This is a genomic window from Mycolicibacterium sp. Y3 (assembly GCF_051188035.1).
GTDB classification, from domain to species: Bacteria; Actinomycetota; Actinomycetes; order Mycobacteriales; family Mycobacteriaceae; genus Mycobacterium; species Mycobacterium fluoranthenivorans.
This window is the reverse complement of the sequence record NZ_JAVQLT010000001.1, coordinates 1,890,322-1,909,476: the sequence shown is the minus strand read 5'-3', so window position 1 is coordinate 1,909,476 and position 19,155 is coordinate 1,890,322. Positions and strand designations below refer to the sequence as shown.

At 67.3% G+C, this 19,155-nt stretch carries 20 protein-coding genes; 10 read left to right on the top strand and 10 right to left on the bottom strand.

The window, feature by feature from the left end:
• The first annotated feature begins 5 nt into the window (after nt 1–5).
• The 5 genes from QN239_RS09425 (at nt 6) to QN239_RS09405 (ending at nt 6,137) form a co-directional block, all read left to right on the top strand.
• Entirely contained in the window at nt 6–1,382 is a 1,377-nt protein-coding gene (locus QN239_RS09425) for an FAD-dependent oxidoreductase (RefSeq protein WP_499009804.1), read from the top strand.
• A 135-nt stretch (nt 1,383–1,517) separates the two neighbouring features.
• Nucleotides 1,518–1,859, top strand: a complete 342-nt coding sequence (locus QN239_RS09420; protein ID WP_499009802.1) for a DUF485 domain-containing protein — start codon at nt 1,518–1,520, stop codon at nt 1,857–1,859.
• Complete coding sequence (locus QN239_RS09415; RefSeq protein ID WP_499009800.1) at nt 1,856–3,487, top strand: monocarboxylic acid transporter; 1,632 nt, start codon at nt 1,856–1,858, stop codon at nt 3,485–3,487. Before QN239_RS09420 ends, QN239_RS09415 begins: the two co-directional genes overlap by 4 nt.
• Nucleotides 3,488–3,529: 42 nt before the next feature.
• Entirely contained in the window at nt 3,530–4,741 is a 1,212-nt protein-coding gene (locus tag QN239_RS09410; protein WP_499009798.1) for an MFS transporter, read from the top strand.
• A 106-nt stretch (nt 4,742–4,847) separates the two neighbouring features.
• Nucleotides 4,848–6,137 carry an acyltransferase family protein gene (locus QN239_RS09405; protein WP_499009796.1) on the top strand — a complete coding sequence of 430 codons (1,290 nt, stop codon included), beginning with the start codon at nt 4,848–4,850 and terminating at the stop codon, nt 6,135–6,137.
• Nucleotides 6,138–6,145: 8 nt separating this feature from the next.
• Here the strand turns inward: QN239_RS09405 and QN239_RS09400 are convergent, their stop codons facing one another.
• Together QN239_RS09400 and QN239_RS09395 are read right to left on the bottom strand one after the other, a co-directional pair.
• Nucleotides 6,146–6,316 carry a DUF5302 domain-containing protein gene (locus QN239_RS09400; RefSeq protein WP_090363476.1) on the bottom strand — a complete coding sequence of 57 codons (171 nt, stop codon included), beginning with the start codon at nt 6,314–6,316 and terminating at the stop codon, nt 6,146–6,148.
• A 29-nt stretch (nt 6,317–6,345) separates the two neighbouring features.
• Complete coding sequence (locus QN239_RS09395) at nt 6,346–6,789, bottom strand: PPOX class F420-dependent oxidoreductase (RefSeq protein ID WP_090363475.1); 444 nt, start codon at nt 6,787–6,789, stop codon at nt 6,346–6,348.
• Nucleotides 6,790–6,888: 99 nt separating this feature from the next.
• Between QN239_RS09395 and QN239_RS09390 the strand changes: the two genes are divergently transcribed.
• Nucleotides 6,889–7,404, top strand: coding sequence for a DUF1697 domain-containing protein (locus QN239_RS09390; RefSeq protein ID WP_499009793.1), 516 nt, complete (start codon nt 6,889–6,891; stop codon nt 7,402–7,404).
• 23 nt (nt 7,405–7,427) lie between these two features.
• Nucleotides 7,428–8,261: a class I SAM-dependent methyltransferase gene (locus QN239_RS09385; protein WP_499009791.1), complete on the top strand. Its 834-nt coding sequence runs from the start codon at nt 7,428–7,430 to the stop codon at nt 8,259–8,261.
• Here QN239_RS09385 and QN239_RS09380 read toward each other — a convergent pair.
• Together QN239_RS09380 and QN239_RS09375 are read right to left on the bottom strand one after the other, a co-directional pair.
• Nucleotides 8,214–9,182 carry an alpha/beta fold hydrolase gene (locus QN239_RS09380; RefSeq protein WP_499009789.1) on the bottom strand — a complete coding sequence of 323 codons (969 nt, stop codon included), beginning with the start codon at nt 9,180–9,182 and terminating at the stop codon, nt 8,214–8,216. The two genes, QN239_RS09385 and QN239_RS09380, sit on opposite strands and share 48 nt — an antisense overlap.
• Nucleotides 9,179–10,663: a flavin-containing monooxygenase gene (locus QN239_RS09375; protein ID WP_499009787.1), complete on the bottom strand. Its 1,485-nt coding sequence runs from the start codon at nt 10,661–10,663 to the stop codon at nt 9,179–9,181. Before QN239_RS09375 ends, QN239_RS09380 begins: the two co-directional genes overlap by 4 nt.
• A 99-nt stretch (nt 10,664–10,762) precedes the next feature.
• Between QN239_RS09375 and QN239_RS09370 the strand changes: the two genes are divergently transcribed.
• Nucleotides 10,763–11,989 carry an Rv1453 family transcriptional regulator gene (locus tag QN239_RS09370; protein ID WP_499009785.1) on the top strand — a complete coding sequence of 409 codons (1,227 nt, stop codon included), beginning with the start codon at nt 10,763–10,765 and terminating at the stop codon, nt 11,987–11,989.
• On the opposite strand, the gene QN239_RS09365 is transcribed toward QN239_RS09370, so the two are convergent.
• Nucleotides 11,965–12,330 carry an Rv1152 family transcriptional regulator gene (locus QN239_RS09365; protein ID WP_090363467.1) on the bottom strand — a complete coding sequence of 122 codons (366 nt, stop codon included), beginning with the start codon at nt 12,328–12,330 and terminating at the stop codon, nt 11,965–11,967. The genes QN239_RS09370 and QN239_RS09365 overlap by 25 nt on opposite strands.
• Nucleotides 12,331–12,366: 36 nt before the next feature.
• Between QN239_RS09365 and QN239_RS09360 the strand changes: the two genes are divergently transcribed.
• The gene (locus QN239_RS09360) at nt 12,367–13,080 is read left to right on the top strand and encodes an NAD-dependent deacylase (RefSeq protein ID WP_499016680.1); all 714 of its coding nucleotides are present in this window, start codon (nt 12,367–12,369) and stop codon (nt 13,078–13,080) included.
• On the opposite strand, the gene QN239_RS09355 is transcribed toward QN239_RS09360, so the two are convergent.
• The 3 genes from QN239_RS09355 to QN239_RS09345 are packed head-to-tail and all read right to left on the bottom strand — an operon-like array spanning nt 13,077 to nt 16,706.
• A complete protein-coding gene (locus QN239_RS09355) occupies nt 13,077–13,736 on the bottom strand; it encodes a methyltransferase domain-containing protein (protein ID WP_499009784.1) in 660 nt (219 codons plus the stop codon). The genes QN239_RS09360 and QN239_RS09355 overlap by 4 nt on opposite strands.
• On the bottom strand, nt 13,733–14,407 hold the full coding sequence (locus tag QN239_RS09350) for a TetR/AcrR family transcriptional regulator (protein ID WP_499009782.1): 675 nt from the start codon (nt 14,405–14,407) through the stop codon (nt 13,733–13,735). Before QN239_RS09350 ends, QN239_RS09355 begins: the two co-directional genes overlap by 4 nt.
• Nucleotides 14,400–16,706 carry an MMPL family transporter gene (locus QN239_RS09345; RefSeq protein WP_499009780.1) on the bottom strand — a complete coding sequence of 769 codons (2,307 nt, stop codon included), beginning with the start codon at nt 16,704–16,706 and terminating at the stop codon, nt 14,400–14,402. Before QN239_RS09345 ends, QN239_RS09350 begins: the two co-directional genes overlap by 8 nt.
• A 378-nt stretch (nt 16,707–17,084) precedes the next feature.
• Here QN239_RS09345 and QN239_RS09340 point away from each other — a divergent pair, with 378 nt between their 5' ends.
• Nucleotides 17,085–17,207, top strand: coding sequence for a hypothetical protein (locus QN239_RS09340; RefSeq protein WP_090363461.1), 123 nt, complete (start codon nt 17,085–17,087; stop codon nt 17,205–17,207).
• Nucleotides 17,208–17,346: 139 nt separating this feature from the next.
• On the opposite strand, the gene QN239_RS09335 is transcribed toward QN239_RS09340, so the two are convergent.
• A complete protein-coding gene (locus QN239_RS09335) occupies nt 17,347–18,348 on the bottom strand; it encodes an NAD(P)H-dependent flavin oxidoreductase (protein ID WP_499009779.1) in 1,002 nt (333 codons plus the stop codon).
• Nucleotides 18,349–18,362: 14 nt separating this feature from the next.
• On the bottom strand, nt 18,363–19,130 hold the full coding sequence (locus QN239_RS09330; protein ID WP_499009777.1) for a 3-hydroxyacyl-CoA dehydrogenase: 768 nt from the start codon (nt 19,128–19,130) through the stop codon (nt 18,363–18,365).
• Between the last annotated feature and the right edge of the window lie 25 nt (nt 19,131–19,155).

Here is a 19,155-nt window from a genome sequence, read left to right as displayed (position 1 = left end):
CACAGGTGAGTCAGCAGGTCGACCTCGCGGTCATCGGATTCGGCAAGGGCGGCAAGACGTTGGCCGCAGCACTCGGCCGCAAGGGCTGGCGGGTGACGCTGATCGAACAATCCGCGCAGATGTACGGCGGCACCTGCATCAACATTGGTTGCGTCCCGACGAAATCACTGGTGTACCGGTCCGAGCACCTGAGCGCCGGGACTGCCCACCCCGACGAGTACCGTCGCGCCGTCACCGCCACCGGTGAGCTGACCGCCGGACTGCGCGCGGTGAACTACACGATGATCGACAGCATCGACACCGCCGAGGTACTCACCGGCGCGGCCCGCTTCGTCGACGCGCACACCCTCTCGGTCTCGACCGCCGACGGCGAGGTGACGGTGTCCGCGAAATGGATCGTCATCGGAACCGGTTCGCGGCCAACACTTCCCGATATCCCCGGCCTTGCCGCGTCGACTCGGGTGCACACCAGCACGGACCTGCTCACCGAGGAGCACCTGCCTCGCCGACTCGTGGTGCTCGGCGGCGGGTACGTCGGAATCGAGTTCGCCGCGATGTACGCGGCGTACGGATCCGAGGTCACCGTACTGGAGCGCCACGCGCAGGTCCTCGGGCGCGAAGATGACGATATCGCCGCGACCGCACGGGACATTCTGCAGGACAAGGGTGTTCGGATCATCACCGAAGCCGGGGTCACCGGGGTCAGTGACGGCCCGGAGGCGACCACCGTCGGCTACGACGCGGGCGGCGGTTCGCACACCGTCGAGGCGGATACGGTCCTGGTGGCGCTGGGCCGCGAACCCGTCACCGCCGACCTGAACCTGGCGGCCGCTCAGGTGCGCACCACGCCGTCGGGCGCGGTGTCGGTCGACGAATACCTGCGCAGCAGCCAACCGCACATCTTCGCGATGGGTGATGTCAACGGCGGTCCGCAATTCACCTACGTCTCGCTCGACGACTACCGCATCGTGCTCGATCAACTCGTCGGAACAGGTGCCCGCAGCACCACCGACCGCAACGCCGTGCCCTACAACCTGTTCATGACGCCGCCGCTGGGCCGGGTGGGCCTGACCGAGCGCGAGGCCGTGGCCGCCGGTCTGCACATCAAGGTCGCCACCACGGCGGTCGCCGACATGGCCACGGTGCCGCGCGCCCGCATCGTCGGCGAGCCCGACGGCCTGATGAAGGTCGTCGTCGACGCCGACACCGACCTGATCCTCGGGGCGGCCCTGCTCTGTTACGACGCCCATGAGGTGATCAACACCGTCGCGTTGGCGATGCGCCACGACATCACCGCGACCGCCCTGCGGGATTCGATCTACACCCACCCGTCCATGACCGAGGCGTTCAACCAGCTGCTGGGCGGTCTCACCGTGCGATAGGCCCGCCGCTCACCGCCACTCATCGACCGTTGGGCGCATCGGTGCCCGGCTTCGGCGTCAACTCCACCCATGTGACCCGCATCTCACTTAGGTTCGGTTACCAGCTGGTTCACAGTCGACGTCAAGGAGTCCCACGTGCCCACCACCGACAGTCGCTCCGCGCCCACCGGCGCCGAGTTCGTCGAAGTTCAGAGCAGCCCCGAGTTCCAGGAGTTGCGCACCAAACTGCGCCGTTTCGTCTTCCCGATGACGGCGTTCTTCCTCATCTGGTACGGCCTCTACGTCCTGTTGGGCGCCTTCGCCCACGATTTCATGGCCACCAAGGTGTTCGGCAACGTGAACCTCGGCCTGCTACTCGGCCTGGGGCAGTTCGTCACCACCTTCCTCATCACCGGCATCTACGTCCGGTTCGCCAACCGCGAGCTGGACCCACGCGCGGCCGCCATCCGCGCCGAGCTGGAAGGTCCCGTCAAGTGACCACGCTTCTCGCAGCATCGGATTCGGTGGGCAACCCGGTCGCCAACATCGCGATCTTCGGCGTCTTCGTGGCCGTCACCATGTACGTGGTGATCCGGGCCAGCGGCAACAACAAATCCGCCGACGAATTCTTCACCGGCGGCCGCGCCTTCTCCGGCCCCCAGAACGGCATCGCCATCGCCGGTGACTACCTGTCGGCGGCCAGCTTCCTCGGCATCGCCGGCGCCATCGCCGTCTACGGCTATGACGGCTTCCTCTACTCCATCGGCTTCCTGGTCGCCTGGCTGGTGGCACTGCTGCTGGTGGCTGAATTGCTGCGCAACACCGGCCGATTCACGATGGCCGACGTGTTGAGTTTCCGGCTCAAGCAACGCCCGGTCCGGCTGGCCGCGGCCACCACGACGTTGACGGTGTCGCTGTTCTACCTCCTGGCACAGATGGCCGGGGCCGGCGGTCTGGTGGCCCTGCTGCTCAACGTTCACAGCAAGACCGGCCAGTCGCTGGTGATCGCCGTCGTCGGCATCCTGATGATCGTCTACGTGCTGGTCGGTGGCATGAAGGGCACCACGTGGGTGCAGATCATCAAGGCCGTCCTGCTGATCACCGGTGCCGCGCTGATGACGGTCATGGTGCTGGCCAAGTTCGGGCTGAACTTCTCCGAGATCCTCGGGGCCGCCCAGTCGGCCGTCTCCGATGCCACCACCAAGGGGGTGGCCAGTCGCGATGTGCTCGCCCCGGGTGCGCAGTACGGCGGATCGACCACCTCGAAGATCAACTTCCTGTCACTGGGGCTGGCGCTGGTCCTGGGCACCGCGGGTCTGCCGCACGTGTTGATGCGCTTCTACACCGTGCCCACCGCCAAGGAGGCCCGCCGATCGGTGGTGTGGGCCATCGCCCTGATCGGGGCCTTCTACCTGTTCACCCTGGTGCTCGGTTACGGCGCCGCCGCCATCGTGGGGCCGGACCGCATCCTGTCCGCCGCAGGCGGCCAGAACTCGGCGGCTCCGCTGCTGGCCCTGGAACTGGGTGGCGTGGTGCTGCTCGGCATCATCTCCGCCGTCGCGTTCGCCACCATCCTCGCGGTGGTCGCCGGCCTGACCATCACCGCGTCGGCGTCGTTCGCGCATGACGTCTATGCCAGTGTTCTCAAGGGACACAAGGTCACCGAGGAGGAGCAGGTCAGGGTCTCCCGGATCACCGCGGTGGTACTCGGGCTGGTGGCCATCGGGCTGGGGATCCTGGCCAACGGTCAGAACATCGCCTTCCTGGTCGCGCTGGCGTTCGCGGTGGCCGCGGCGGCGAATCTGCCCACCATCGTCTACTCGCTGTACTGGCGCCGGTTCAACACCCGCGGCGCGCTGTGGAGCATGTACGGCGGGCTGATCTCGACCATCGTGCTCATCGTCTTCTCCCCCGCCGTTTCCGGGTCGAAGACCGCGATGATCCCGGGTGCGGATTTCGCGTGGTTCCCGCTGGCCAACCCGGGCATCGTGTCGATCCCACTGGCCTTCCTGCTGGGCATCATCGGGACGCTGACGTCCTCGGACGAGGGCGACGCGGAACTCAATGCCGAGATGGAGGTGCGGTCGCTGACCGGCGTCGGCGCCGAGAAGGCCGTCATGCACTAGGGAAGTGCATTAGCGGGCATCACAGCGGGGTATGGATTACCCATGGCGGCGGCGGCGTTGTTCACACGCGTGAACATCCGCCGCCGCCTGGCCTTTCCACTCCTGGCCTTCGCGTTCGCCGCCGTGATGCTCGGCACCACCCTGCCGACACCGATGTACGCGCTCTATGCGGCGCAGATGCACTTCGCGGTGCTCACCACCACGATCGTCTTCGCCGCCTACGCCATCGGCGTGCTCGGCGCCCTCCTGGTCGTCGGCGGCTGGTCCGATGCGATCGGGCGGCGCCCGGTGCTGCTCGGCGGTCTGGTGTTCGCGCTGGCCAGCGCGGTGGTCTTCCTCTTCGCCGACAGTGTGGCCGTGCTCCTGGTGGGACGACTGCTGTCCGGCCTGTCGGCGGGTATCTTCACCGGAACGGCGACGGCCGCCGTGGTGGAGACCCTGCCCGCCGCGCAGCGTGAGCGCGGCGCCGTGGTCGCGACGGTCGCCAATATCGGCGGCCTGGGGAGCGGGCCCATTCTGGCCGGCCTGCTGGTGCAGTACGAACCGCATGCGCTGACCCTGCCGTTCGTGGTGCACATCGTGCTCGTGGTACTGGCGATCGCAGCGGTCCTGATCGCCCCGGAGACCTCCGACCGCACCGGCCGGATCGGCATGCAGCGGCTGTCGGTACCCGTCGAGGCGCGCGCCGTTTTCCTCACCGCCGCCACCGCGGCTTTCGCCGGCTTCGCCGTGATGGGCTTGTTCACGTCGGTGGCCCCGGCGTTCGTCGCGAATGTGGTCGGCAACGACAACCACGCCGTCGGCGGTGCCGTGGCCTCGTCGATCTTCCTGGCCTCGGCCGCGGCCCAACTGGCGGGACGACGGATCGCACCGGCCCGCGCGGTCGCGGCGGGCAGCGCCGTCCTCGTGATCGGCATGGTGATACTGGCTGCCGCGCTGCACTTCTCCTCACTGACGGGCATCCTGGTCGCGGCTCTGGTGGCCGGTACGGGCCAGGGCATCAGCTTCAGCCGCGGCCTGGCCGCCGTCGTCGAACAGGTGCCCACCGAACGCCGCGCCGAGGTCAGCTCGACGTACTTCGTGGTCGCCTATGTGGCCATCTCGCTGCCGGTGGTGGGCGCCGGACTGGCCGCGCACGCATGGGGATTGCGCACCGCCGGCGAGGTGTTCGCGGTGGTGGTCGCGGTGCTGGCCATGGTCTGCCTGGCCGCGATCCTGGTCCAGGAGCGCCGCGCCACCCCCGCCGCACGGTGATTTGTGGAGTCACAGCCGTAACCAGTACGGCTGCGACTCCACAAATCTCGAGGTTCTGAGTGGTTCTACTCAGGTGCATCGCGCGTCGCTGATTTAGCGTCGAGCCATGCCCGCGACCACGTTTCCCAGCGTCGCCGGGGTGGCTCGGGCCACCCCGGCCGACCGGGACCGCGCCCTCGACGTCATCCGCATCGTGTCTCTGCTCGGCGTGGTCACCGGCCATACCCTGATGGCCACCAGCATCATCACCGACGAGGTGTTCCACTGGGACAACCTGCTCACCACCTCGGCCGTCCTGCAGGCACTGACCTGGATCTTCCAGATCATGCCGCTGTTCTTCTTCGCCGGCGTGGCGAGTTCGGTCACGTCCTACCACAACAATTCGGCCGGCGACTGGGGCACCTGGCTCCTCAAACGCTGCACCCGCCTCTACCGGCCGGTGTTCTCCTACCTGGCGTTCTGGGCGGTGGCGCTGACGGTGTTACACCGGGTCGCCCCGGTGCATGTGTACGAGCCGATCGCCGGGATCTCGACCCAACTGCTCTGGTTCCTCGGCGCGTATGTCCTTGTGCTGGCGTCGGTTCCGTTGCTGGCCCGGATCACCACCACGGCACGGCTGGCCGGAGCGGTGGCCCTCGGCTACGGGCTCATCGCCGTGGTGGACGCGGCTCGCGTCAACGACCCGAGCCTGGGTTGGCTGGGCTTTGCGAACCTGTCGGTCTGGCTGTTGCCCGGCATGTTCGGCGTGGCCTACCGCCGCGGTCTGCTACGCCCGTCCACAGCGGCCGCGCTCGGTGTCATGATGCTGGCCGCCAACCTGGCGCTACTGCGCTTCGGCCCGTACGAACTGAGCCTCGTCGGCATCGAAAGCCAGCGCCTGAAGAATATGACGCCACCATCGCTGTTGCTGGCCGGGCACGCAATCATGATGTGCGCCTTCGCCATTGCCGCCGCGCCGGCCATCGGTCGCTGGGCCACCCGGCCGCGGGTGTGGTGGCTGACGGTCATCGGCAACAGCGGCGCGATGACGCTGTACCTGTGGCATATGCCGGCGCTGCTGGGGCTGCACCTGGCGTTCGACTATCTGGGTCTGCCCCGTTACCCCGGGCAGCCGCATCTGCTGGCGCTGAGCATCGTGCAGCTGGCGCTCATGGTGGCGCTGGTCGCCGCGCTGTTCATGGCGCTGCGACCACTGGAGAACAATCCGCTGCCCTACTGGGACGGCGGCACCGTCACCGCAGCCCGCGGGACCGCGGTCGGAACGCTGCTCTGCCTCGCCGGCGCCGCCACCCTCGCCTCGGTGAGCTGGGGACTGAAAGGCCCGGGACTGCTGTGCGTCGCGGTGCTGCTCACCGCGCTGGCGGCCGCCCGGAGTCTGGCCCGCGCGACGGACTAACCGATGGACTAACCGCTCTTGCGGCGGAACTCCCTGCGGTTCTCCACCACGCCGTGGGCCTTCGATTTATTCGCCCGGCCGTCTGCGTGTGAGTTGGCGCCGGACGACTGCGCCTTCTTCCGTTCCAGCGCCTCCCGGAACTTGCGCTTGGTGTCGTCTTCTTCCGGTTTCTCGGCCATTGCATGAGCCTATCCGAGAGCCGGCCCAATCAGCGCAGACCGGGCGGCATCCCGTACAGATGGGCGATCGGGATGGTGAGCAGCACCCGCCGATCCTCGACCATCGCCCGGCGATAGTCATCCCAGTCCGGGTGCTCACCGGCAATGTTGCGGTACAAGGCAATCAGCCCCTCGACGGTGTCATCGTGTGGTTCTGCCGCCGGCGGGGTAAGGATCGCATCGCCCTCGGCCACCGCATAGGACCAACCGTCGTCCGAGCTGACGAGCAGCGACGCCCGCGGATCGCGCCGCAGATTGCGCGTCTTGGCCCGCGGCTCGGTGATCGACACCTGCACCGCCACCTCGCGTGGATCGAAGTAGTACGACACGTTGGACAGCTGGGGCCGGCCGTCGGATTTGATCGTCGCCAGCACCCCCAGCGAATTCCCGCTGATCAATGCCAGCAACTTGTCATCGAAAACCAGGCGACCCATGTAGCGAGCGTACGTCGATAGGATCGCAACGATGACCGCTCTGCCCAGGATTGGTGGCACGACTTTGGTCGGCGTGCCGGTGACGACGTCGGAGTTCGCGTGACCCGCTACGCCGCGTTTCTGCGCGGTGTCAACGTCGGCGGGGTGAACCTGAAGATGGCCGACGTCGCCAAGGTGTTCACCGATGCCGGCTTCGGCGATGTCAAGACCGTGCTGGCCAGTGGAAACGTGTTGCTGGACAGCACTTCCGGGGCCACGTCGGTGCGACGCACCGCGGAGGCGGCGTTGCGGGAGGCGTTCGGTTACGACGCCTGGGTACTGGTCTACGGATTGGACGAGCTCCGCGAGATTGTTCAGCGGTACCCGTTCGAGCGCGACGTTCCCGAGCACCACTCCTATGTCACCTTCGTCAGCGACGACGACCTTCTCCAGGAGTTGGCCGCGCTGGCGACCGAGGCCGGGGACACCGCGGCCCGTGGCGATGGTGTCCTGTACTGGCAGGTCGCCCGCGCGGCGACGCTGGACTCGGCGATCGGCAAGACGATGAGCAAGAAGCGCTACAAGTCGTCGACCACCACCCGCAATCTGCGCACCCTGGACAAAGTGCTGCGCTGACCCGAGCGGGTACATTCGGCGCGGTGAGCTCCCAGAAGATCGACGCCTCGGCGCTGACCGGTGTCTCCGAGACCGCACTGCTGACCCTGCAGGTCCGGGCCAACGAAGCCCGCCGACCGGATGCCATCCTCGATGATCCGGTCGCCGTCAGCCTGGCTGACTCCATCGACTTCGACTTCGCGAAGTTCGGGTCCGCGAACCGCCAGGACATGGCGCTGCGGGCGCTGACCTTCGATACGGCCACCCGCGCCTATCTGCGCGATCATCCGGCCGCTACCGTCGTCGCTCTCGCCGAGGGCCTGCAGACCAGCTTCTACCGCATCGACGCCTCCGGTGTGAGCAACGAATTCACCTGGCTCACCGTCGATCTCCCCCCGATCGTGGCGCTTCGCGAGAAGCTGCTGCCGCCGTCGGACCGGATCCACACCTGCGCACAGTCCGCGCTGGACTACAGCTGGATGGACAAAGTTGAGGACGCCAACGAGGTGTTCATCACGGCCGAGGGTCTGCTGATGTATCTGCAGCCCGCGGAGGCGATGAGCCTGATCGCCGAATGCGCGAAGCGGTTCCCCGGCGGGCAGATGATGTTCGACCTGCCGCCGCACTGGTTCGCGTGGTGGGCGCGCAACGGTCTGCTGCGTCCCTCGCTGCGCTACCGGGTACCGCCGATGCCGTTCAGCCTCTCGGTGGCCGGTGCCGCCGACCTGATCAACACCGTGCCCGGTGTCCGGGCCGTCCACGACGTCCCGCTGCCGCCGGGCCGCGGCCGGGTGGTCAACACCCTGATCTGGGCGGCCTACCGGATTCCGCTACTGGATTCGCTGCGCGGGGTGACCACCTTGCTGGAGTTCGGCTGAACCGACGATCTCCCCGTCGCTGCGCTCACGCGACTCGGTTGCGCGGGCCGCGTTCTCGCTGATGACCGTCACCAGCCGGCCCGTCACACCGGGGGCAAGGTCGTGGCCCATCCCAGGGATGGTCAGATGCCGAGCAGCGGGTATGGCCGCCGCGGTGGCCATACCGCCGCTGGGATGCACGATGAGGTCCCGGTCCCCGTGCACGACCTGAGTCGGGGCGGTGATGCGGGCCAATTCCGCCGTGCGGTCCCCGGATTTGTAGATCGCGTTGATCTGCCGTGCCACGCCGGCAGCAGCGCAGGGGCCCGGTCCGCGTTCCCAGGCGCCGGCAGCGTATTCCACCGCACCGGCGACGTCCATCGGAAAGCCTTTTCCAGCAAGATGTTTCATCATCTTGACATGGCGGTCGATGAACGCCCGTCTGGTCCGCGGGGGCCGCGCGGCCATCAGCATCAATGTGGCGACGGCGGGCTGTCCGACCTGGGGCGCGCCGGTGGTCGAGAAGATGGACGTCAACGACAGCGCTCGGGCCGGGTACCGCGCGGCCACCGTCTGGGCGATCATGCCGCCCATCGACATCCCCACCAGGTGTGCCCGCTCGATACCGAGGTGGTCGAGCAGTCCGACGACGTCGGCGGCCATATCCGCGAGATCGTAGCCGTCGCGCCGGGGCCGGCGGGTGAGCTGGCGCAGCGTCCCGGGCGGTGTGGTGGTGGCCCAGGTGGAACGCCCGACGTCGCGGTTGTCCAACCGGATCACGTGGAATCCACCCTCGGTCAACCCGTCGACCATCTCCCTCGGCCAGCTGGTGAGGTCCAGGGTGAGGCCCGCGATCAGTACCAGCGGCTGTCCCGCAGGATCACCGTCGGTGCGGTAGCACACCCGGTTGCCGTCAGGCAGCAGGCAGTACCGGTCGGTCATCGAGCGGCCACTGGTTCGGCGGCGGCGACCCTCGCGCTGAACCGCAGATGCGAATCGGTCACGGGCCCGTGCCGCAGTGTCTCGACGTCGGCGGTGTAGTTCATCGTCATCTGCCACGGGCCGTCGACGCCTTGGCGGGGCAGTTCCGCCGCGCTGCGGCTGACGTACCCGGCACCGAAATCGATCAGCGGCAGCGTCGGCATGGCCGTGTCGAGGACCTCCGGACGGACCGCGTCGAAACCGTGGGCATCCATATAGGACAACAGCCGGCAGAAGTGCTCGCACAACAGCCCCACCTTCAGCGTCCACGACGAGTTGGTATAGCCGAACGCGAAGGCGAAGTTGGGCACACCGGACAACATGATGCCTTTGTAGGCAACGGTTTCCGCCGGGTTCACCGGCTCGCCGTCCACCGTCAGCCCCATCCCGCCGAACAACTGGATCTGCAGTCCCGTCGCGGTGACGATGATGTCGGCTTCCAGCTCGCGGCCGGACTCCAGCAGGATGCCGTTCTCGGTGAAGGTGGCGATCCGGTCGGTGACCACCGATGCGCTGCCGTCGCTGAGCGCCTTGAACAGGTCGGCGTCGGGTACCGCGCACAGCCGCTGGTCCCACGGGTTGTAGGTCGGGTTGAAATGCTCGTCGACCGGATATCCGGCCGGAAGCTGCTTGGCGTTGATAGAGCGGATCAGCCTGCGGGCGGCCGCCGGGTACTTCTGGCACAGCACGTACACCGACCGCTGCTTGAGGATGTTCTTGCGCCGGGTCAGGGCGTAACCGCGCTTGTCACCCAGCAGCTTCTTGGCAGCGTTGGCGAAGCCGTCCTTCGCGGGCACCGGCATGACGTAGGTCGGTGAACGCTGCAGCATCGTGACGTGTCCGGCGGTGGGGGCCATCGCCGGGATCAGGGTCACCGCGGTGGCGCCGCTGCCGATGACGACGACCTTCTTACCGGTGTAGTCGAGGTCCTCGGGCCAGTGCTGGGGATGCACGATCTGCCCGGTGAACCGTTCGCGCCCTGGGAATTCCGGGGTGTAACCCTGGTCGTAGCGGTAGTAGCCACCGGCACAGAACAGCCAGTCCGCGCTGATCTGGATCATCTCCCCGTCGCGCTCGACATCGACCGTCCAACGGGATTCGGCGGTGCTCCATGCCGCGCCGAGCACCTTGTGGTGGAACCGGATCCGGCGCTCGATACCGTTCTCGTCGACCGTCTCACGCAGGTAGGCCAGGATCTTGTCGGCGGTCGCGATGGCGTATTCGTCGCGCCACGGCTTGAACTCGTAGCCGAAGGTGTGCAGATCGGAGTCCGACCGGATACCCGGATACCGGAACAGGTCCCAGGTCCCGCCGGTCGCGCCGCGGGCCTCCAGGATCGCGTAGCTGCGCCCCGGATGCTCCTGCTGCAGGTAGTAGGCGGCGCCGATGCCCGAGATACCTGCGCCGACGATCAACACGTCGACGTGTTCGGTGTGAGTCATGTCTCCATGGTCGCCGTCCAACTACCCGAACCCAAGGTCGAAATAACCCATTCTGTCCATCACGATGTGCACTTTGCACCATTCTCCTAGGCTGACCGGGTGGAGTGGGCGAAGCCGTCACCGCCGGTGCGGGAGCTGATCCGGCGGTGCGCGCAGATCGTCGTCAATGCCCGCCCCGAGTGGCTCCAGGAGCTCGATGACGCGGTGCTCAACGCCAATCCCGCGATCGGCTCCGATCCCGAACTCGCCGCCGCCGTCAGTCGCAGCAACCGGGCCAACCTGTTCTTCTGGGGCACCGCCAATGTACGGGACCCCGGTGCACCCGTCCCTCCCAACACCGGACCCGAGCCCCTGTCCATCGCACGCGAGCTGGTGCGCCGCGGCATCGACGCCTTTCCCCTCGATGCCTATCGGGTCGGCGAAGGGGTGGCGTGGCGGCGCCTCATGGACATCGCCTTCGACCTGTCCTCCGATCCTGCCGAGCTGCACGAGATGTTGCAGATCTGCTCGCGGTCGATCAGCACGTTCATCGATGCGACCCTGACCGGCATCGCCACCCAGATCGAACTCGAACGCGACGAACTCACCCACGGCACCCACGCCGAACGGCGCGAGACCGTCGCGCTCATCCTCGACGGCGCACCCATCCCCCGGCAGCGCGCCGAAAGCCGCCTCGGCTACGCATTGACCGGCACCCACACCGCTGTGGTGATCTGGTGCGAGCACCCCGACGGGGACCTGGCCCAACTTGAGCGGGCCGCAGAGGCAATCGGGCTGGCGGCCGGTGGACGGCGCCCGCTGAGCGTGCTGCCCAGTGTGGCGACCCGCTGGGTGTGGGCACCCGGCCACATCGAGACCTGCGCGCTGGAAGCACTCGTCGCCCAGTCGGCCGATATCCGGGTGGCGATCGGCTCGACAGCCGAGGGAATCGACGGCTTCCGGCGCAGCCATTTCGACGCGATCACCACGCAGCAGATGATGGCGAGGCTGCATTCACCGCAGCGGCTCGCCTTGTTCACCGACATCCAGCTGGTCGCCCTGATCACCGCCGACGCCGCCCGCGCCGCCGAGTTCGTGCACCGCACGCTGGGCGACTTCGAGACCGCGAGTCCCGAATTACAGCACACGGTACGAACATTCGTCGGCGAACAGTGCAACGCCTCGCGGACGGCCGCACGGCTGTACACCCATCGCAACACCCTGTTGCGGCGGCTGGCACGCGCCGACGAGCTGCTGCCCCGCCCACTGGCCGAGCGCAGCGTGGACGTCGCCGTCGCGCTGGACGTCGTGCGCTGGAGCGCTCAGTCCAGGACGGCGTCCAGATAGCGCAGCGCTTCGGCTTTTCCGATACCGAGTTGGCGTGCCGTTTCGGCGAAGGCATGCGCGGCGGCCGCCATCGCCGTATCGGCCGGATCCACCCGCGCCACGAATGTGCCGAACCGCCCACGGGTTTCGAGAATGCCCGCCGCTTCCAACTCCCGATACGCGCGGGCGACGGTGTTGACCGCCAGTCCCACTTGCCCGGCCAGATCGCGCACCGTCGGCAAGCGAGTGCCCGGCTCCAGCCGGCCATCCCGCACCACATCAATGATCTGGGTCCGTAACTGGTCGAACAAAGGGCTTGCCGCCTGCGCGTCCAGCCGGACCCACTCCCCCAACCCGGCCATGTGCCCAGTATCGCCCACACCCGCTACTTTGGTGGTGTGCAGGTGACGGTGCTCAGCGGGGCCGGCATGTCCGCCGAGAGCGGTGTGCCGACGTTTCGCGACGTGGAGACGGGTTTATGGGCGAACGTCGACCCCTACGAGATCTCCAGCAGCGAGGGCTGGCAGCGGCACCCGGAGAAGGTTTGGGCGTGGTACCTGTGGCGCCACTACATGATGGACGCCGTCCAACCGAACAACGGCCACCGCGCCGTCGCGGCGTGGGAAGACTACGCCGATATCCACATCGCCACCCAGAACGTCGACAATCTGCATGAACGCGCCGGCAGCAGCCAGGTCCACCACCTGCACGGCAGCCTGTTCGAATTCCGTTGCGATCGTTGCCATTTACCGTTCACCGGAGCACTGCCGGCGATGCCGGCGCCGGTCGAGGCCATCGACCCGCCCCGGTGCGCGTGTGGCGGCCTGATCCGGCCCGATGTGGTGTGGTTCGGCGAAGGCCTGCCCGACGCCGCCTGGAACGGCGCGGTGGCTGCGGTGGCCGGGGCCGATGTGGTGATCGTGGTGGGTACGTCGTCGATCGTCTATCCGGCCGCGGGCCTGCCGGAGGCCGCGCTGGCCAACGGTATCCCCGTCATCGAGGTGAACCCGCAGGCCACGCCCTTGTCAGCCGCCGCGACGGTGGTGGTCCGGGAGACCGCGGCCACGGCACTGCCCGGGTTGCTGCAGCGCCTGCCCGCTCTGCTGGGTTAACCGGGCCGCACCGCCTGGCCGATCGCGAACTCGGCGACCGGCACCGGCACCCACGCCGGGAACGTCAGCTGGCGCCGCGACCTGCGCACCTCGAATCCGGCGGCCACGATCGAGGCTTCGGTGTCGCGGTGGGTGTGGCAATTGCCGAGCAGGCGCGGCCACACCGTCGCGTCGGCCAGCCGCTGCAGCGAGGCGCGCGGGCCCGAGCTGGCGACATGTTCCAGATAGCGCAACTGGCCACCCGGTGAGATCATCGAAAATAGTTGCCGCAGAACGGTATCGGGTTCATCTACCGAGCACAGCACCAGCGAGCACACCACGGCGTCGAACATTTCCCCGTCGCTTCGCTCGCCCCAGGAGGGCTGCTGCGCGGCGTACGTCTCGACGGTGTCGGTGGTGACGGTCACCGGCACGGGCGCCGATTGCGCGGCACGGGCTGCCACGTCGGCAAGCCGAGGTTCGGGTTCGACCGCGACGACCTCGGTGACACCGGTCGGATAATGGGTGAAATTGGTACCGGTGCCCGCACCGACCTCCAGCACCCGGCCGGTCAGTCCCGCGAGGTTCTCCACCCGCAGCCGCCGCAGCGACTCGGGTTCGTGGCCGGACATCACGGTCCACAGCCGAGCGAAGAACGGATTCTCGATGGTCGTCATCTGAGCTCCTGCAATTTCGCGATGGTCTCTTCTGGGGTGGCGTCCGGACCCACGATGCCGTAGACGATGCGGCCACAGCACACGGCGCTCAACACGCGGTCGGCGAACTGCTCGGCATCACCCCACGGCAGGTACGGCTTGGCAATCAACAGGGCCGCCACACCGTGCACGGCGGTCCACAGTTCCAGCGCCGCGGCCGTCGAATCCCCTTGCGGGTAAATCCCTTCGGCCATCAGTGTTTCGATCGAGTCACGCATGTGCACGAACGCCGAACTGGCCAGGGTCATATCGACGTCACTGCCGGGACTGCCTTCGCCCATCGTCGCGATCCGGTACAGCTGCGGGGTCTCGCGGGCGAACCGCACGTAGGCCAGCCCCTGGGCGCGCAGCACCTCGATGGTGGAACTCTTGCCCACCGCGACCCGCTGCATCTCCTCGTCGAGTCTCTCGAAGTACCGGGCGCACACGGCGTCCAGCAGTGCGTCCTTATCGGCGAAATGCAGGTAGATCGACGGGGAGGTGACACCGACGCGCTGCGCTACCGCCCGGATCGACACCGCTTTCGCGTGACCCGTTTCCAGGAGGAGTTCGGTGGTCGCGTCGAGGATCTCCTCGCGTAACCGTTCACCCGAGCCGCGGGCAGCCCGCCGGCGTTTGAGAGCTTCAACCACGCTGACCAGTGTCCGTCACACCGGCGGCCACGGGCTCGCGCCCCTCCGTGTCGCGCTCCGGACCGCTCTCACTGATACCGATCCGCTCGTGCAGCCACGCCAGCGGCTTCGGCGCCCACCAGTTCCAGCCGCCCGCCACATGCATGAACGCCGGCACCAGCACCATCCGCACCAGGGTGGCATCGACCAGCACCGCCAGCGTCAGCCCGACGCCGAACATCCGCATGAACGACACCTGTGCGGCGATCAGCGCGGCGAACGAGATCGACATGACCAGCGCGGCGGCGGTGATGACCCGGCCGGTGCGGGCCAGACCGAGCGCCACCGCCCTGTCGTTGCGCTGCCGGGTCGGCCCGTCCAGCGACAGCCAGTACTCCCGGATACGCGCCGCCAGGAACACCTCGTAGTCCATCGACAACCCGAACGCGATGCAGAACAACAACACCGGCATATTGGCCACCAGCGTGCCGGTGGCCGTCGTTCCCAGCGCCGACAGATGCCCGTCCTGGAAGATCCACACCAGGGCCCCGAACGCTGCGGTCAGCGAAAGCACGTTGAGCACAAGGGCTTTCAGCGGAAGCACCACGCTGCCGGTGAGCAGGAAAAGCAAACCGAAGGTGATCACCGCGATCACGCCGAGCACCCAGGGCAGCCGATTGGTGATGGCGGTGACGCTGTCCCGGTTGATCTGCGCGATCCCGGCGAACTCGACGGCACGGCCATCCGGTCCGCTGACGGCGTGCAGCGCGTCGAGCTGCTGCTCGGAGCCATCGGAGAACAGCGGTGCGGTGCTGGCCACGGTGAGGAACGCGCTGCCCTCGGCGAGACCGGCGGTGGGCCCGGCGGGGCCGACCTTGTCACCCCCGACGAAGGTGCCGGTCGGGCTGGAGACCGAGGTCACCGCGGCGACTTTCGACAGCTGCGCTGCGTAGCGGTCGAATTCGGCCGGGGTCAGGCCGTCGGCGTCGGGGATGACGGCGGTCACCGCCGTCGCCGAGTTGTCGGTGAAGTCATTGCGCAACTGGTCGCCGACCTCGTGCGCCGAGGCGGAGCCGGGCAGCACCCGGTCGTCGGGGAAGCCCCATTTGACGCCGAGGAACGGTGCACCGAGCAGCACCAGTAGCGCCGTGACGGCGAGGCCGATCGGGATGGCGCGGCGCATCACGGCACCCGCCCACCGGTACCAGAACAGCTGCTCGACCGGCTTGGCGGCGGGAGCCGGCCCCCGCCGGAACAGCCGGCGCACGTTGAGCGCGTCGAGCCGATCGCCGAGGAACCAGATCGCGGCCGGCGTGACGATGACGGCCGCCAACGCGGCGAAACCCACGGTCGCGAGGCCGGCGTAGGCAAAGGACTTCAGGAAGTACATCGGGAACAGCAGCATGGCCGCCATCGACAGCGCCAGCGTCGTCGCCGAGAACAGCACCGTCCGCCCGGCCGTCGCCATGGTGCGGATCAGCGCGCGGTCGCGCGGCTGCCCCTCGGCGAGTTCATCGCGGTAGCGGCTGATGATCAGCAGGGTGTAGTCGATCGCCAGGGCCAGGCCCATCGCGGTGGACAGGTTGAGCGCGAAGATCGACACATCGGTGGAGAAGGTGATGAGCCGCAGCACCGACATCGTGCCCAGGATCGCCATCCCGCCGACCAGCATCGGCAGCGCGGCGGCGACCAGCCCGCCGAACACCCAGACCAGCACCAGGAAGCTCAGCGGGATCGCGATGGATTCCATGAGCAACAGGTCCCGCTCGGTCTGGGCGTTGATCTGGGCGTAGACCATGGAGACGCCACCGGAGCGGACCGTCACCCCATCGCGGTCGTGCACGAGCCGGTCGGACAGTTCCTTGGCGTACTTCTGAGCGTCATTCTCACCCCCGTTGATGCCGGCGACGATGAGCCCGGACATCTTGTCCTTGCTGATCAGGTCTGCGGCAGGACCACCGCCCGTCGCTTCGCTCACCCCAGAACCGGGCGGCACCGTCCACGCCGAGGTCACCTGGGCCACATGAGGCGACTTGCCGAGGGCGGTGGCGATCTCCTTCCCGACGGTGGTCGCCGCGGCGCCGTTGACACCGTCGGGCGAGCTGACGGTGATGATCAGCTGCATATCGCCCTGGTGGAACTTGTCGGTGAGCAGCTGGGTCGCGTGCGCCGATTCCGATGTCGGGTCCTGGAAACCCCCGGCGGACAGGCTCTTGGCGACCGGGATGCCGAAGATCGCGGCCGCGACCATGACCAGGGCCGAGAGCGCCAGTACGCGCCGGGGCGCGGCCATCGCGAGAAGCGCGATTCGATTCAGCATGCAGCTTCCCCTCCAGAGCAGGCTTGGATATCGCCGTTAAGTTAACAACGATAAGTCACACCGTCAATCCGTCTGCCCCGATCACGACGCAGCGTTACGGACGGTTCACTGGCCGGCAGGCCCTACTCCGGAGTAGAACTCGGAAGTAACATTTGCTGGAGTCACATCGACGCCTTCGTGTGTCGGCACACACACCGCAGGGTTGTGAAATCGTCGATCTTGAAGCTCAGGCGCAGGTCAGGGTCATCCTGACTGTTGAGTAAGGCGATCGGGCGCAACGCCCGCAAACATCCCGAACCTACCCGGCGGTAAGAATTGCCACGATATTCAGAATCGTGACTCAAAGATTCCTTAAATGTGACCCATACGCTCAGTGTCATGTGGATCGACGACACCAGTGCCGATGTCATCAAAGTCGACTTTGACGCCCTGTACCACGGGGATGTCCTCGTCGAGGGTGACACCTCCGAGCAGTTCCCCGACCTCGCTGCAGCGGTCTGACCGCAACAGCTCCCTCCTAGCACCACGACGCCGCTGAGCCATGCCTCGGCGGCGTTGTGGCGTCTCAGGGACTTCTCGCCAACGAAAACCGCGCGGCCGAACGTCATTGTTCGACCGCGCGGTCAGCTCGTAGCGCAGCTCAGGCGCTGGCTTTCTCTTCCTCGTCGAGGACGACCATGTCGGCCAGCCGGCCGATGATGATGTCCTCGGCTTCGTCGACGATGCGGGTGATGAGATCGGCGACGGTCGGGATGTCGTGGATCAGGCCCATGACCGTGCCCGCGGTCCAGATGCCGGCATCGATATCGCCGTCCTCGAACACCTTGCGACCACGCACACCGGCCACCAGGTCCTTGACGTCCTCGAACTGGCCGCCGTCGGCGAGGATCGCCACCACCTCACGTGAGACCGCGTTGGACGCCACCCGCGCGGTGTTGTGCAAGCTGCGGAAGATCAGCTCGGTGCCACGCTCGTCACCCGCGACGATGGCCTCCTTGACGTTCTGATGGATACAGGACTCCACGGTGCACATGAACCGGGTGCCCATGTTGATCCCATCGGCGCCCAAGGCCAGCGCCGCCACCAGACCACGTGCATCACCGAAACCACCCGAGGCGATCATCGGGATCTCGATCTCCTTGGCTGCCGCCGGAATCAGCACCAAGCCCGGCACATCATCCTCACCGGGGTGACCGGCGCACTCGAAGCCGTCGATGCTGATGCCGTCCACCCCGAGGGTCTGCGCCTTGACCGCATGCCGCACCGAGGTGCACTTGTGCAACACCTTGATCCCGTTGTCGTGGAACATCGGCAGATGCGGCCCGGGGTTGGAACCCGCGGTCTCCACGATCTTGATACCCGCGTCGACGATCACCTGGCGGTACTCGTCATACGGAGGCGGGGTGATCGACGGCAGGATCGTCAGGTTCACCCCGAACGGCTTGTCAGTCAGATCGCGGGTCTTGGCGATCTCATTGGCCAGGTCCGCCGGCGTCGGCTGGGTCAGTGCGGTGAGGAAACCCAACCCACCCGCATTCGCCACGGCCGCCACCAATTCAGCGCGACCCACCCACTGCATACCACCCTGGGCGATGGGGTGCTCCACACCGAAGGCCTCGGTGAACTTCGTAACCAGAGTCATTGCTTCTCCTCGATCTACCGCGGGGCCATACGGATCGCACCGTCGAGGCGGATGACCTCGCCGTTGAGCATCGGGTTCTCGACGATGTGCACCGCCAGCGCGCCATACTCATCCGGATCACCCAGCCGGGCGGGGTGCGGCACCTGCTGACCCAGCGAGCGCTGCGCCTCCTCCGGCAAGGAGCCCAGCAGCGGGGTCTTGAACAGACCCGGGGCGATGGTGCAGACACGAATCAGGCTGCGCGACAGGTCACGCGCCACCGGCAGGGTCAGCCCGACCACACCACCCTTGGACGCCGAGTAGGCAGCCTGGCCGATCTGCCCGTCGAACGCCGCGACCGAGGCGGTGTTGATGATGACGCCACGCTCCCCTGCACCCTTTCCGTCGTCGAGCACCTCCGTGTTGGCGATGCGCTCGGCGGCCAGCCGCAGCACGTTGAACGTGCCGATCAGGTTGACCTCGACCACCTTGCGGAAACCGTCCAGCGGGAACGGACCCTCCTTACCGAGGGTCTTGATGGCGTTGCCGATACCCGCGCAGTTGACGTTGATGCGCACCGGACCGAGCGACTCGGCCACATCCAGGGCCTTGCTGACCGCGTCCTCGTCGGTGACGTTGGCGGCGACGAACCTGGCGCGCTCACCCAGTTCGACGACCGCTTCCTCGCCCTTGAGGTCGATGACCACGACCGACGCGCCGGCGTCGAGCAGTCGCTTGGTGGTCGCCAGGCCGAGGCCCGAAGCCCCGCCGGTGACAACCGCTACCGAATCCCTGATTTCCACGTGCCGTGCTTCCTTCCTATCGGGG